The organism is Candidatus Hydrogenedentota bacterium (assembly GCA_013359265.1).
Taxonomy (GTDB): domain Bacteria; phylum Hydrogenedentota; class Hydrogenedentia; order Hydrogenedentales; family SLHB01; genus JABWCD01.
The window spans coordinates 142,770-156,910 of the sequence record JABWCD010000011.1; the positions used below are offsets into that span (position 1 = coordinate 142,770).

Annotated in this window: 12 protein-coding genes; 1 reads left to right on the forward strand and 11 read right to left on the reverse strand. The window is 62.3% G+C overall.

What is annotated here, in order from left to right:
* Positions 1-6 precede the first annotated feature (6 nt).
* Positions 7-1,350 (reverse strand): MFS transporter, encoded by a 1,344-nt coding sequence (locus HUU46_11990; GenBank protein ID NUM54358.1) that lies wholly within the window; start codon positions 1,348-1,350, stop codon positions 7-9.
* A 167-nt stretch (positions 1,351-1,517) separates the two neighbouring features.
* On the opposite strand from HUU46_11990, the gene HUU46_11995 reads away from it, so the two are divergent.
* Complete coding sequence (locus HUU46_11995) at positions 1,518-2,474, forward strand: SGNH/GDSL hydrolase family protein (protein ID NUM54359.1); 957 nt, start codon at positions 1,518-1,520, stop codon at positions 2,472-2,474.
* A 6-nt stretch (positions 2,475-2,480) separates the two neighbouring features.
* Here HUU46_11995 and HUU46_12000 read toward each other — a convergent pair whose 3' ends face one another.
* The 10 genes from HUU46_12000 to HUU46_12045 all read right to left on the reverse strand — a co-directional run bounded on the left by HUU46_12000 (position 2,481) and on the right by HUU46_12045 (position 14,055).
* Positions 2,481-4,319: a hypothetical protein gene (locus HUU46_12000; protein NUM54360.1), complete on the reverse strand. Its 1,839-nt coding sequence runs from the start codon at positions 4,317-4,319 to the stop codon at positions 2,481-2,483.
* On the reverse strand, positions 4,316-5,281 hold the full coding sequence (locus tag HUU46_12005; GenBank protein ID NUM54361.1) for a glycosyltransferase family 2 protein: 966 nt from the start codon (positions 5,279-5,281) through the stop codon (positions 4,316-4,318). The genes HUU46_12000 and HUU46_12005 overlap by 4 nt, the downstream gene beginning before the upstream one ends.
* Positions 5,278-6,921 carry a polysaccharide biosynthesis C-terminal domain-containing protein gene (locus HUU46_12010; protein ID NUM54362.1) on the reverse strand — a complete coding sequence of 548 codons (1,644 nt, stop codon included), beginning with the start codon at positions 6,919-6,921 and terminating at the stop codon, positions 5,278-5,280. The genes HUU46_12005 and HUU46_12010 overlap by 4 nt, the downstream gene beginning before the upstream one ends.
* Complete coding sequence (locus HUU46_12015) at positions 6,905-8,692, reverse strand: glycosyltransferase family 39 protein (GenBank protein ID NUM54363.1); 1,788 nt, start codon at positions 8,690-8,692, stop codon at positions 6,905-6,907. The genes HUU46_12010 and HUU46_12015 overlap by 17 nt, the downstream gene beginning before the upstream one ends.
* A gap of 363 nt (positions 8,693-9,055) precedes the next feature.
* Complete coding sequence (locus HUU46_12020) at positions 9,056-9,415, reverse strand: hypothetical protein (GenBank protein ID NUM54364.1); 360 nt, start codon at positions 9,413-9,415, stop codon at positions 9,056-9,058.
* A gap of 54 nt (positions 9,416-9,469) precedes the next feature.
* Positions 9,470-9,991, reverse strand: a complete 522-nt coding sequence (locus tag HUU46_12025; protein ID NUM54365.1) for a hypothetical protein — start codon at positions 9,989-9,991, stop codon at positions 9,470-9,472.
* A gap of 10 nt (positions 9,992-10,001) precedes the next feature.
* Positions 10,002-11,741, reverse strand: a complete 1,740-nt coding sequence (locus tag HUU46_12030) for a hypothetical protein (GenBank protein NUM54366.1) — start codon at positions 11,739-11,741, stop codon at positions 10,002-10,004.
* 4 nt (positions 11,742-11,745) lie between these two features.
* Entirely contained in the window at positions 11,746-12,432 is a 687-nt protein-coding gene (locus tag HUU46_12035) for a phage tail family protein (protein NUM54367.1), read from the reverse strand.
* A gap of 2 nt (positions 12,433-12,434) precedes the next feature.
* On the reverse strand, positions 12,435-12,851 hold the full coding sequence (locus HUU46_12040; GenBank protein NUM54368.1) for a hypothetical protein: 417 nt from the start codon (positions 12,849-12,851) through the stop codon (positions 12,435-12,437).
* Positions 12,852-13,005: 154 nt separating this feature from the next.
* A complete protein-coding gene (locus tag HUU46_12045; protein NUM54369.1) occupies positions 13,006-14,055 on the reverse strand; it encodes a phage major capsid protein in 1,050 nt (349 codons plus the stop codon).
* Positions 14,056-14,141: the final 86 nt, after the last annotated feature.

The following is a 14,141-nucleotide window of genomic DNA, read 5'->3' on the forward strand; positions in this document are numbered from 1 at the left end:
CTACCATCACGCGCGCGGCTTTACCTTCCATGTGAATAGCAACAATACAAACGAAATCACCGTTGACGCGAGCGTCAGCGCGATCACAAAGTTCCACGCCGTCGGCACGTCGTACACTTCTTTGTAGTGCTTCAGCAGCGCGCCAAACCCTTTCGCGTGGGTCGTTCGGCCCAGGTATCCCAATAGACCAATGAATCCCGCCGCGGTACCGATGGCCTTCTTTGACGTCAAGTCTAACGCGATGATCGTAATGAGATTGATCACTGGATAGATGCAGAACCCGATGACGACGAGCATGGCCATGTCGATCGCGAGATACCCCGGCGGGATTACCAGAATCATCGCGTACGCCGCGATAATGGGAATCATCGCCAGCGCGGCGATCATCCCGCGGCGCCCGCCCAGTCTGTCCGATATCCAGCCGAGGAAGATGGTCGAGGGAATGCCGCCCCATTCGAGCAGCAGCACCGCGATGCCGCCCTTCGAGACGGTCGCGCCCTTCACTTCCTGGAGGTAGAGCGGACCCCAATCGATCATCGCGTAGCGTGTGATGTACGCGAAGAAGTTCGCGATGGCGAGGAGCCAAATCCATTTGTGCAACAGCACATTGTGGACAAACAGGTCGTAAAACGACAGCTCGCGCTCGTTCACACCGTGAACGCGCTCGTACTCCGTGTAATCGTCGCGATACTCCTCAACCGGTGGAAGACCCACGGACTGCGGCGTGTCGCGCAGCCGCAGCAACAGGTACGCCGAACCGATCACCGCCAACACACCCGGAACGAAGAACGCGTATTGCCATCCGCCAAGCCGGACCGCGGCCTCCGCCGCAATCACGCCCGCAATCCCGCCGCCGACGTTGTGCGACGTGTTCCAAATGCTGAAGGTCAGTCCGCGCTCCTTTTCGCTGAACCAATGCCCCATCGACCTTCCGCACGGCGACCACCCCATGCCTTGAAACAGACCGTTGAGAACCCAAAGGTAAAAATGCGTGCTGTAATCCGCCGTTGCGCCGAATGCGAAATTGCAGATCGCGGTCAGCATCAGGCCCACGCTCATGAACACGCGTGGATTGCTTCTGTCCGACAGCGCACCCATAAGGAATTTGCCGACGCCGTAGCTGATCGCCGTTGCGGCGAGAATGTTGCCGAGCATCGCGTCGTCGTAGTTCAGCGCGGCCTTCATGTCCTTCGCGACGACGCCGACGTTGTTCCGCACGAGGTAATACGTCGCGTACCCGATGAAGGTCGCTTCGAGAATCTGCCAGCGGAACAGCGGATAGCGCCGCTTCACTTCCTCTTCGGGAAGGCGCTCGATGTGCGGCGCAGGTGCAAACCATCCATACACGATTCGGCCCTCTTGACCCCAAGTCGCATTACCCAGACCGGAGGAGAGTGTAGCGTGTTGCTCCGCGAAGTCCAATCGCGGGGTTCGTAATCGCGTACACTTCGCGTACAATGGGCGTCTTTCGCTCCACGGTCGCAATCGGCAACCACAACACAGGAAAGCAATAGAGCATGCTACGACCGAAAATATCGGCAACTTCGCTGGCTGCGCTCGCCCTGACGGCGGCGTGCGCCACTGCGCAACCCAAATCAATCGCGGACGAACTGGCGCAGGGCAACGTCCAACGCATTCTGTTCCTCGGCGACAGCATTACCTACGACGGCCGCTACGTGACGAATTTCGAGTCGTGGCTGCTCACGCGATATTCGGAACGCGATATCGAAGTGATCGATGTCGGGCTGTCGAGCGAAACGGTCTCCGGTCTCACCGAAGAAGGCCACGCCGACGGCAAGTTCGACCGCCCTTATCTTATGGATCGACTCGAAAGTGTGCTCGAGAAGACGGACCCCGATCTCGTTTTCGCGTGTTACGGAATGAACTGTGGCGTTTACAAGCCGTTCGACGAGGACCGTTTTGCGCGCTACCGCGACGGGATTACGACGTTGCACGACACCGTAGTGAAGCGCGGCGCGCGCGTTGTTCACGTGACCCCGCCGGTCTACGACGCGGAGTACGCCTCGTCGCACGTCGCGGCGTACGACGCGGTGTTGGCGCGGTACGGCGAATGGCTGTTGTCGAAGCGCGCCGGCGGCTGGGAGGTGATCGATCTTCACGGTCCCATGGCGAATGAGGTGCAGCGCCGGCGCGAACGCGACCCCAAGTTCACCTTCGCCCAGGACGGCGTACACCCCGGGGACGACGGCCACTGGTTCATGGCGCAACAGTTCATCGCGTATTGTGGCGACGCGAAAGCCGCGTCATTGCGGTCCGTGCAGGAATTGCTTGGACAGCACGCGCCGCTGCTGCCCGTTATCAGCGAACGCATGTCGCTCATGCGCGATGCTTGGCTGACGTACACGGGGCACAACCATCCCTACGTGCCGCCCGGCGTGCCGATGGATGAGGCGCGCGCGAAGCGCGAGGAAATCACGGCGCGAATCAAGTCCGAGATTGGCGCCGCGAAGTAGCGCGGCTCAGTTGACCGCGTATAGCACCGCGCCATCGATCGAGTAGATTCGATGGATCGCCTGTAACCGATCCAATTCTACTTCCAGAATATCCCGCGCCTTCGCGTCCGACGGCAGGTACACATGGTTCACGCACCACCTCTCGAGGAACTCGCCGCGCTTTACAGCATTTGTGCCCGGCGTGAAAAACTCCGCGACCTGCGCGGCCAGTTCGCCGGCATCCTCGCCCGACAAGTCCGCCGCGCCGTATCCACCGAGTACGCGCACGCCGTCGCGCGTCGATAGGATGTCGTTGTACGGCCACGGCGCGGCGACCACGCCCGGTCCGAGTTCCGCCAGACATTCCGCGTCTTCCTCGCGAAGGTACGCGGTATGCATTCCGATGTCCGACGCCAGCCCCGGCCGCATGCCGAGCGGACCCTGAAACACAAGCGACGAAACCGCGATCGCCGGGACCCCTATACCGATTACGAAAGCAACGCACGCCGTCGCCAGGCGTGGCCGCACGGTCTCGACGCAACGAATCGCCTCCGCCGCGAGTAACGACAGCGGGACCCCAAGAAAGACCATCAACCGTTGCGGCGAAAATCGCAGGAACCATCCCTGTCCGAACGCGGACACCGCCACCGCCGTAAACAATACCGCCCACGCGATGAGCCAGCCGTGCTCCGGCCGCCCGTGCGCGCGTGGTCCCAGGGCGCTCCACACCAGACCGAGCGCAACGCCCGTTAACGCGATGTCGGACACGCTCACCGATGCGGCGTGGTCCGCGCCGGTAAGCACCGTGCCGTAGTAGAACTGGTAGAAGAAGAACAGCGCCGTGAACACGCCGAGAAAACCCAGTCCGCCAAACGTCACGGCGCGCAGCGCCCCGGTAAGCGCGCGGGCGTCGCGCACGATTAACGGGCACGCAAACATGAGGAGCGGAAAGCCCGCGCTGACAAACGACGTGAACCACATCTGCTGGCGCACCACCGAGTGAACGTTTGCGACAAATGACGGATTGAGCCGCATAATCCCGGACGCGCATGCAACGCCAAGCGCGATCGGCAGCGCGGCGTGCGCCAGGCGTCGCCACGCAAATGACCGTTCGTGCGCCAAATACAGAAGGGCGATCCCGCCCAGCGGCGGACCCAGCCGCGCGTTAAGCAGCACGCAAACAAACAAGAGCGCCTGCGAATAGGCGAGATGCACGGGACATTGTATGCGCCACGACACCAACAGCGAGGTGAGTCCGGCAAACCCGAGCGCGAGCGGAAGCGTGTAATACAACCGGGGCATCAGCAGGTACGGCGCAAGGTTGGTGCCTTCGACAAGGTCGTAGATGGCGAACCGGTAGAACCACTGCGAAAACGCCGGCGTGTCCGCGACGCCAAACACGGCGCATGCGGCATACGTCACGCCGCCAAGGCCGCCGCTGAATGTAAACAGCACGAATGCCCGGTCCGCGTGTTTCGGCAGAATCGTCCGCATGAAATGGTACACCGCGAGCAGATAACACGCCGCGCAGAACCCGTTTGCGAGGCCCAGCATCGTAAACGCGCCTATATCCGCGAGCGAACCCAGCGCTCCGGCGATGCCGTACAACAAGAAAAACGGCGTCGTGAAAAGCCGCCACGAATGATCGCCCAACTCCGACCGGCACGTGACGTACGGTGAGTAGAACCCCGTCTCGAACATGCGCATTGTATGAACGAAGATTGCGCTGTCCGGTTTGTGCAATCCCGTCGGAATTACATCGTCCGGCGCGCAGTAGATGACAAGCGCGTGCGTCAACGGTTGCAGCAGCGCGAAAAGCGCGCAGATGATCCACACGCGGCGCGGCGTAGTGCGCACCCAATTCATTGCCGCTCGTCCGGGCGCGTCAGCAGCGCAATGAACTCGCGATTGGTTATCGCCCTGGACCGCAAGTGCGAACGCCCGCGAATCGCGTGCGCCATCGTCGCCAGCAGGCTGTTCGTCCCCGCAAGCAACACCGCCAACGCGCCGATTGCCCCGCGCTCCGCGCGCGCGGACGAAAGCATCATGCCCGCCTGGTGCCATCGCTCGAGGACTAGCGCGGGAAGAAAGCGCAGGATTACGGCAAGTGGAAAGTTCTTCGCCACGAGCAGCGCGTGATTGCGGTAGCAGAGCATCGAGCGCCGCGATGTCTTGCCACCAAGACTTGCGGAGCCGACGTGATACGCGACGGCCTCGGGCACGAGCATGCAGTCAAGTCCCGCCCATCGCGCGCGCATGCAGAAATCCGCGTCCTCGAAGTACGCGACGAACTTTTCGTCAAGATATCCAACGCGGCGAAGCGCCGCGTGTGGGATCAGCGCGGCGCCGAAGGTCACGCCAAACACGCGAGCTGGCATCGTGGAACCCGCCAGAGGTTTGCGAAACCCTATCGGTTCCGGCCGGCCATTCGTCAAAATGCGGTCGCCCGCGCAGTAAATCGTGTCCGGATCGGACTTGAAGAGCACGAGCGGCGTACGGAGCGTCCGCGCGTCGGCGCCACGCATCAGGTGCTCGATACAGTCGTGGTCGAGCGTCATGTCGTTGTTCAGAAGAAATATGAATTCAGAAGTCGCCGCGCGAAACCCCGCGTTCGCCGCGCGGCAGAACCCGCCATTCTTGTCCATTCGCACCAGGCGCACCTCGGAAAACTCGCGCGAGATGAACCCGGCGACGTCCTCTGTAGAACCGTCGTCGACGACAATTGTCTCGGCAGGGCGCATGGATTGCTCTCGGATCGATTGGAGACACTCGCGCAACAGGTCCACGCGATTGAACGTCGGCACGACGACCGTAAGCGCGGCGTTCATTCGGCCGGTGCGTGCGCCGTGCGGCGCCGTGCGCGGCGCGTGACCAGGGAGAATCCCGGCACACGCTCAAGCTTAAGGGTGTGTTCGAGAAAATGCGCGTCGAACGCATCGAGAAAAGGCAGATAGCGAATCAGCGCCAGGTACGTGAGTCCGAAGACCACGGCGCCGGCGCCGAGCAGCGCAACGCTCGTCATCCGGGTTGCGCCGCTGGCAAAGAGGATTTCGATCGCGACACACGCCAGCGCGCCGGGCAGTGACGCCAACAACGGCCACAGGATCGCGTCGCGCCACACCCGCGCGCCGCCCGCGCCCGCGACGCCACGCATCGCCCGTAAGAACCAGAACATGCTCACGAACATGGATGCGGCGGTCGCGATGGCGATGCCAAAATAGCCAATCGCGATGGCGAGCGCGATAGTCAGCGCGATATTCGAGAACATCGAAATCAGGCCAAGTTTCATCTGCACGTCGGGCCTGCCCCTGCCCAGCGCAATGCTCGTTCCCGGTCCCTGAAGAATGTTCGCCGCGTAGCCGACGATGAGTATGCGAAACACCCACGCGGCATCGCCCAGACCGCTGCCCATCCACGCTTGCATGATCACGCCGCCGAACGCGGCGCAAAAAATCGAGAGCGGGACCGTGATCGCGGATATGTACTTGGTGCTGATCAGATACAGGCGCCGCAGCCGAGCTTCGTCTTCGCGCGCGTCAAGTTCAGAAGCCGCGGGTAGCAGTGCGCCGATGAACATCAGCGGAATCTGCCGAACCTTATTCGCTAGTTCCAGGCCGACTTTGTACATGCCTACGAGCCCGAGCGTTCGATACAGAAAACTGACAATAACGAGATCGGTCTCGAAGGTCACTAAATTCGAGAGCCGCGCAATTTGCGCGCGCCACCCGTAGCTGAACATCGCGCGAAACTCGTCGCGGTCGAATTGTATGGGGGAAAGTTTGAGCCCCGGCACCAGCCTGTAGGCGATGACGAGACTGGTTAGCGCAAAGATCGCCGCGACAAAACCGGAAGTGTACATCAGGCCAATCAATCCGTATCCGGCTTCGAGCAGCGCGAACGTCGCGATCATCTTCACAACGGACACACCGAAGCCGATCGCGTTCGACAGGTCCATCCGCTGAAGCCCCGGCTGCACGGCGGTGAGCGGAACGACGCAGTTGTTCACAAGGAACAACGTGAATGCAAACTGAACGAGCAACACGAGCGTAGCCCGGTCTTCCGTGGCGATACCCATGAAGGTCGCGAACCAGTCGGTCGCAATTCCAAGCGCGGGAAACCCGATCGCAGCGAGCGCGATTCCCAAGGCCGCGTACACAAACACCGCCGTGGACAACAACCGCGATATGCGCTCGCGTTCGCCGCGCGCCGCGTATTCGGCAATAAACTTCGCGTATCCGCTGCACAACCCGAGATCGAACAGCATGACGTAACCGGAGAACGACGCAACAAGGCCCCATACGCCGTAATCGGTCAATCCAATGCGCCACACGATGTACGGCGTCAGCACCAGCACGCTGATCGCGTCCCACGCGCGGCCCGCCACGTTCCACAGCGTGTTGCGCGCGATCACGCGCTGCACGGGCGGCGGCGTCAACTCTTCGTGGTTGCTGTCAGGGCTTGAACTCATAAAACTCCACGCGCTCCGTCCCGCCGTCGCGCGGGTTGGGCAACTCGAATTCTTTGATCAATGTGAAGTGCGCCATGTCCGCGCGCCAGGCGTCAACCATTGCGCCGACGCCCGTCTCCCGAAACGCGGGCGAGTCGGTCACGTACTTGTTCGGATAAAGGAGATACCCAATCCGGTTCTCGCGCAACCACGCGCGCTGTGACTCGGCATCGCCCGATGCGATTCCCTTGAGTGCCTCGAAGTTAGTGTGGGCACTCCGATCCAAATAATAGCCGCGCGGATCGAGCGAGAGCACGACCGCATCCTTCGGGAAAGTTGCCGCCGCCCAGGCCATCGCCGGGAAGCGCTCGACGCGCGCGGCGAGATAGGCCTCCCGCGGCTCGATTCCCAGCGCCACAGGCAGCTTCAGTGCCGCGCCCGCCAGCGACGGCGCAAGACCGAGCGCATACGAAACAACAAGCGCCGCGCCGGTCACGCGCCGCAACGCGGGCAGTTTCTCGACGGGCAACGATGCGACCACCATGAGCGGCGCAAGAAAAGGGAACGCGTACCGCGCGAACCGTTGGAAGAAAAAAATCGCGATCAAGCCCGCCACGCCGAACGCACCCAGCAAATGCGCCGCGCGTCCGCCCACAATAACGCCGATCACGCCCAGCACAAGCCACAACGCGCCGGGCGACGTGCTCCACCCGCCGTAGTGCGCCGGATTCATCGTCAACGACCAGGGGAAGGCGAGCAACTGCAGGAGTCCGCTGCCCTGAATCGAGCTGTGCGCACCGATTGCCGCTACATCCACGTCCGGCGCGGCGTTTGCGCCCAGCACAGATGAGAAGAATGGGTACACCGGATTTCCGCTGACGACAGCGGTGCGAACCAGCCACGGCGCCGCGCACACCACCATCGTGCCGGAGAAGATCGCGCTGTCGCGCAGCCGCCTGCGGTCAGAGAGCAGCAGGACACCGAAAAGGAGCATCGCGTTAACGAGATACGCCGTGTGCCGGATTCCGCACCCGCTGCCCGCAAGAATTCCCGCGAGCAGGAGCCAGCCCGTGCGCCGGTCGTTCTTCCACGCCGCGAGCGCACCGAGCGCACCGATGACCGTCGCGGTGTACGGCACATCGATTCCCGGCGCCGGGCATTGTTCGAGAAAGAGTGGCGTCGTTGAAATGATTGCGGGCGCGACGACCGCGCAGCGTTCCCCGCCGATGCGCAGCGCCAGAAACGATGCGCCGCCGCAAAGCAACAGGCCGAAAAACCACGCAAGCTGCGCAGACTCTTTCTCCAACGAACCAGGGGCCGCGGCGAACAAGGTATGGACCAACTGCGGATACGCCGAATAGTTGTTGCCCGGCACGGCAACAATGCGGCCCGCCCGCGCGTATTCCGCGGGAAGAGCGAGATGCGCGACGCCCGCGTCCCAACTTGTCGCCGGCGCGCGCGCCGAAACGACTATCGCGGCAAACGCCGCACCCATCGCCACTATGCTCGCGACGCCAATAAATCCGCGCGCGGGACGAAACGGGACCGGCACGAGGAGAGATTGGCCGTGAAGCAGCCGATACACGGCAAACGCAATTCCGCCCAGCGCAACGAGCAGGGTCGCCAATTGCGCGGCCACCAAGTTGACGGAGCCGATGGCGAGTAAACCCGCGCTCTGAATGCACAACCCGGCCAACGTAGCGGCAATATAGGATTCCAGCGTGCGCGGCAACGCAAGGACGCGCAGTAGCGCCCACGCAATCACGACGGATGTAATGGACAGACTTATCACGACCCCGGCAATCCCCGAATGCAAACGCGCCATCATAATCTTTTCGACCAAGAAAAACGGAGAAGGGACGCCGAAGCGTCCCTTCCGGGGTTGGGGAGAGGTGGGGTGTGAGGCTCTGTAAATCGAGTTTTTCGAGCGACGGTACACTCGTGCTACCCTGCAAATCCCCACTTTCCCGACTACTCGTGCTCGTGCTCGTGCGTCGCCATAGTACTCGTGGCTCGTTTCTCGATTATCGAGTATCGATTACGCGTGGCGAGCAGGAGCACGATCACGAAAGTGTCATCTCTGCAATTCGCATCGACTTCGGGTGAAGCAAGGCTCCATAACAATTCACAATCGTAATCGAGTTTCTGCCCCGTACTACGCCGCCTTCCGCTGCTTCACCAACTTCGTGATCCACAGGTCGATGTAGTCGTGTCCGATCGATCCGATGACATCCACGCCACGCGTGCGGCCGAACGCAATCGCAGCGTCGCGCGCGAGTTCGCGGGCCCGGCGGCGTTCCTCGCTCGACAACTTTCCGTCCGCGCTCGCCTCTTTCACCGCGCGCACGTAGACGTCGTACGTCTGTTGCACGCCGGCCTCGAGTGCGTTTAACGCCTCGGCAAACCGGTTGTCACGCGCGCGCTGATACCAATCGCTCGCCTTGAAGAAGGCCCACAATCCGCCCAGGACCGCGCCCAACGTCGTCAGCGCCGGCTCCGAAACCAATTGACTCATGTCGTTCATAACTCCTCCTTACTTGGTTGTATTTCGTCGTTTCAATAGGTCCTCTTAGATAAAGTTTCGTGCGTCCACGATGTATCCGTTCGTCGCGTCGTCGGTGTTCTTGATCGACGTCATGCCCGGGCGCAGATAGAGACTCGCCAGCGGAATGCAGTCCGACTGCGCAGCCGGTGCGCTCGGAGACGCCGCCTCCGTCCCCGTCACGATGCTCACGTCCCACGTGTTGAGCCGCGCCTGCACGAGATCGATCCGCGGCTGCGTTACCGGCGGGACCACGTCTGCCGTCGACGCGTCGGCGGCGAGCTTGTACGGAAACTTCGAGATAAACGCGTAGCCCGGCTTCACCACGACGGACAGGTTCGGCGTTGCGTTCGCGACGACTTTCAGATCGTCCGCTGTGGCCTTGCGAATCACGCCGTCGCCGCCGCCCCACGCGTGGCTCAACAAATAGAAAGCGAGTTCGAGCGCCAACTCGATCCGGTTGTCCCATGTGTTCAACTTCGCGGACGACACAGGCCGCTCTTCAAACGACCACGTGGTCTTCGTGTATCCCAAACCTTTGATGGCCATTCGTTGTCTCCTAGTCCAAGTGATGTACGCCGTCGAGCGCGACGCCTGCGTCGTCGAGCCGGAACTGAAATACCGCGGAACCGATCGGCTGGCTGCGCACCATGAAGCTCAGCGGCGCCGCCACGCTGCGCAGCGGCGACGTGAGCTCGACGCGCGTCGAAACGTGCGCTCCGGAGAACCGGTGCACAACTTCCCTCACGCGGGCGATCAACTTTCCCGCGAAACGGCCGCCGAACTCGTGTTCCAGTTCGCGATCGCTCCGCTGCAACGGCCCGCCGCGCACCTCGATTAGATCGCCGGCCGCCACCTCCGCGTTGCCGTGAAAGAATTCGACACTGCCCACGCGCTCGGGGTACGACAGGTCGTCCAGCAGCCCGGCCGCCAGCTTGTCCGCGTCCTCCTCGCGCGAGATGCCGAAGTACTCGAGCGACCGCGCGGCGAAGCCATACTCGTCGATGCTCTCACCGCGCGCGTAGGTCTTGCTCACGGCGCCGGAAACGGGGTTGCCGTCGAAATAGATGGCGTTCGCAAGTTCCGTCCGATTGGCGCCGTAGGCCACGCCGATGCGCACGGGGTCGAAGTACCACACCCGCGCCGGCCGCACGGCCTTGTAGAACTGCACCGCCATTTCTTCGTCGACCGACCACACGTAGCCGCCCGCCGCATATGCCAGCGCCGTCAGCGCCTCGAGTATGCCGACCGATGTGTCCAACGCGATCAACGCTGTCGGCGCGTCCTCAATCGAATCGGCGGACGTACCGCGATACGAATAGAAATCCTTTAACGCCATGTCTGGGTCGTGGTAAAGGCCATCTTGGTACAGGTACACGTCCGCATGGCCCAATTCGACTTGCGCCGCGTTGAAACACTGCCCGTTGCCGTACACCATGCCAATGTATCGCCCGAATGCATCCACGCGATCGTCGTACTCGCCCAGCGCGTTTTTGTGCGGATTCAACTCGATGTAGTCGATGCCGTGCGTATCGATGAGCGATTGCAGCGACGCCGTGGCGGCGTCCGCCCGCAGCTTGTACCCGCTCGCGTCGTACTGCGCGTTCGTCCAATCGGCAACCTCCGGGTGCCGCGTAATCGCGTGGCTGTTGCGCGACGACTCTTCGCAATCGATCATCAGCATGCGCAGGTCCGGCCACGCCGCGCCGTCCACGACGATCCCGGCGATCGTGTCGCCGTCTTTCGCATATGCCGCGCTCGTGTCCACGCGCACGCCTCCAACCCATTGACCGGTCGCGATGCCGCCGATCTGCAGTTCGTTCTCCGGCGTCTTACGCGCGAGAAATTTCAAGTACTCCCGCTCCGCGCCCTGCGGATACGCGCTGTGCGCCACGGTGTAATGAATCGATCCCAACGCGCGGTTGATCGCGTCCTTCACGATCGCGCTGATGCTTTGGTTCGCGTACGCGCGCGACACAATCGAATTGCCCGCGGCGGTTTCGCTTTCCGCGAGAAACTCGACGGCCTCGTGAAACCGCACGTACCGGTCGAGGATCAGTTTTCGCGTGTCGCTCCAACGCGGGACAACCTCCGTCACGCGGACATCGCAAAACAACCGGCCCTCGACAAAGACCTTGATTCGGTACCCCGGACTGAGATTGCCGAAGCGTGCCGACAGAATTCCGCGCACGCTGTCGCGCTGATCGGGCGAGCGGCGGACCGCCTCGACAAGCGGCACGTCGTCGAACGACGCGATGCGGCGCCCAAAAGTGTCGAGAATCTCTAATCGGTACGTCATCGCGCTACCACCACCGATCGCGGTATTCGACCGTCACGCTGGCGTTGTGCGTGCTGGTTGCGTCGTCCGAGTACGTCAGCGTTGTTCCCCCCGGACTCAATTCAGGGAATTCGCCGGAGACGTACGGCAATACATCGCCGCCGTTCAAAGTTGCCGATGCGGATGCGCCATCGAAGACGAGTTCATCGCCCGCGGAGAGCGTTCCGCTGTACGACAAAATGCGCGTGCCGTCGGAGAATGCCGGGTTTACTATCGTGTCCGTTGCGGTAAGCCGAATGACTGGACGCGCGGGCGCGTTGCCCGCAGTCGTCAACTCGAGTGTCGCGCCCGACGCCGTGATCGGCCATGCGACGCTGTGCAGCGCGGTCGACTCCTCGAACGGATCGCGCGCGGCCAGCTTCAATACAAACGCCCCGGTCAGCGGACGCGCGGCCACGTTCCGGACAAATTCCGACCGCCGCACGAACATCCGCCGGCCCGGTCGCACCGACAGCTCCGCGCCGTAATCGTCGACCGACGCCGCATTCAGGATGGTGTCCAGTGCGTCGTGTATCGCGGTCGCGTCCGATACGCCCGCGACGATTCCGGAAATCTCGATAACACGTTCGCGCCGTCCGCCGACTTCGTCGTGCGTTTCGCGCACGGCCGTCGAATCGGGGTCGAAGATGATTGCGCCCAGCGTCACGGCCATTGTTACGCGTCTCCCAGCACTGGAGCCGATTCGGTGCATTCCACGACGAGCCGCACGGGTTGCGCCGCGAGATACGGTTCCAGCACGAACCACGCCTGTTTCTCGGTTAGCGCCGCGATAGCCATCAGCGCGCGGAACCGCTCGCCCTCCTCGATGCGCTGCCCGCCAATGGTCACGTTGCGCTGGCAAAACGCGTCCTTCGCCGCCAGCGCGCGGTACAGGTACGCGCCCGCAAGCAGCGTCTCGCCTGTTACCAGTTCCTGGTCGGGCGGGTCGGCGTCCACCTCCGGATCGAGAAACCGCTCAATCTCTCTGTGCGCGTCGTCGATGCACGCCTCAATCAAATCCGCGGGCACGAGTGCCGCGTCGTTCAACTGAAACCGCAAGCGCACGTCGGATTCTGTAGCGAAGTTCGGCATTGTTTACTCCTTAGAGGAATTCTTTTCGCTCCATTGCCGTGCTCGTGCTCTCGCACGTCAGGTGACGACATACGGGCACGAGCACGGATAGGTGCCGAAAATCTGGAAATCTCGGCGGCGGAGGCGCCCGAGCGCGCCCCCGCCGCAGCGCCCGCTACGTCCAGTCGCTCTGGACGACCACGCGCGCCTTCTGATAGATGACCGCAAAGTCCGTCACAACGGTAAGGTACGTGCGGTCCCACTGCTGGTTGATCAGCTTTTCGTTCTCGACGAGCACGTCCTGTTCCGTCAACTTCTCGACGGCGTAGCCCGAATCGAGAATCGTCAGCTTGTTCGCGGGTTGATCGACCATCGGAATCAGTTTCACGCCAAGCGGCGTCACCGGATTACCGGTCTTCGCGAAATCGAACAACGCCGCGTCCTTGAACTCCGCGAGGTTGAGAATCGTCTGCGCCAGTGCCGAGTTCGCGAGCATGTGTGTCGGCGTGAAGTAATGGTCGAGCGTCAGCGTCATGTATCCCTTCACGATGTCCGCGTAGGTCCATGTGCCCGCGGAGGCCGTGTTCACCGTCGTCGCCGCCGTGCCCGCGCCGGACGAATCCCCGCTCACCAGCACGGTCGCCAGCCGCGCGTCCAGGTTGCGGCCGAGCCGCTCGCCGATGCGCTGCAAGTGCACGCGCAACATGTCCACGGACATGCGCCGGATCACCTCGTACGACGCGATGATCCCGCGGCCTTTCTTGTCCAACCGAACGATGCGGTCGCCGTAGACGATCTCCGATTCCGGGATCGCCGCGCCTTCCGCGACGGTGCGCAGCTCCTCTTCCGCCGCGGTCTCCTCCACGTACGGCACGTCAAACGCCGTGCTAGCGATCGGTTCGTCGCGGATGATCAGCTCCGGATACGCCGGACGCCGCTTCAACCCCGCGACGACCGCCTCGCGCACCATGTCGGGAAACAGCCACTTCGCGTTTGGATCGCTTTGAAAAAACCGATCGACCGTGATCTTGTGCAGGTCGATTCCAAACTCCTGCGCGCAATAGTCCGACACATTCGTGCCCAGCGCGCGGAAGTACTGCGCATGCGTCAACCCCAGCGAACCCAGCGTTTCGTACAGCGTGCGGCCCTTCACCGCCCGCAGCCGATCGGGTTCCTGACTCAAGAACGCGACGCGCGCCTTAACCATGTGATCTCCGTATGTCATGGAAATTGACTCCTGTTTATTGTTTTGTTCGTTGTCTTCGGTTCCGGGTCTCGGGTCTGTCGGGTCTGACGGGTCTCGGGTCCGTC

What these genes read in the sequence shown, in the direction of transcription:
- HUU46_12045 (NUM54369.1), bottom strand. Translation starts at nt 14,055, where the DNA reads ATGACATACGGAGATCACATGGTTAAGGCGCGCGTCGCGTTCTTGAGT.
- HUU46_12025 (NUM54365.1), bottom strand. Translation starts at nt 9,991, where the DNA reads ATGGCCATCAAAGGTTTGGGATACACGAAGACCACGTGGTCGTTTGAA.
- HUU46_12020 (NUM54364.1), bottom strand. Translation starts at nt 9,415, where the DNA reads ATGAGTCAATTGGTTTCGGAGCCGGCGCTGACGACGTTGGGCGCGGTC.
- HUU46_12035 (NUM54367.1), bottom strand. Translation starts at nt 12,432, where the DNA reads ATGGCCGTGACGCTGGGCGCAATCATCTTCGACCCCGATTCGACGGCC.
- HUU46_11995 (NUM54359.1), top strand. Translation starts at nt 1,518, where the DNA reads ATGCTACGACCGAAAATATCGGCAACTTCGCTGGCTGCGCTCGCCCTG.
- HUU46_12030 (NUM54366.1), bottom strand. Translation starts at nt 11,741, where the DNA reads ATGACGTACCGATTAGAGATTCTCGACACTTTTGGGCGCCGCATCGCG.
- HUU46_12010 (NUM54362.1), bottom strand. Translation starts at nt 6,921, where the DNA reads ATGAGTTCAAGCCCTGACAGCAACCACGAAGAGTTGACGCCGCCGCCC.
- HUU46_12000 (NUM54360.1), bottom strand. Translation starts at nt 4,319, where the DNA reads ATGAATTGGGTGCGCACTACGCCGCGCCGCGTGTGGATCATCTGCGCG.
- HUU46_12005 (NUM54361.1), bottom strand. Translation starts at nt 5,281, where the DNA reads ATGAACGCCGCGCTTACGGTCGTCGTGCCGACGTTCAATCGCGTGGAC.
- HUU46_12040 (NUM54368.1), bottom strand. Translation starts at nt 12,851, where the DNA reads ATGCCGAACTTCGCTACAGAATCCGACGTGCGCTTGCGGTTTCAGTTG.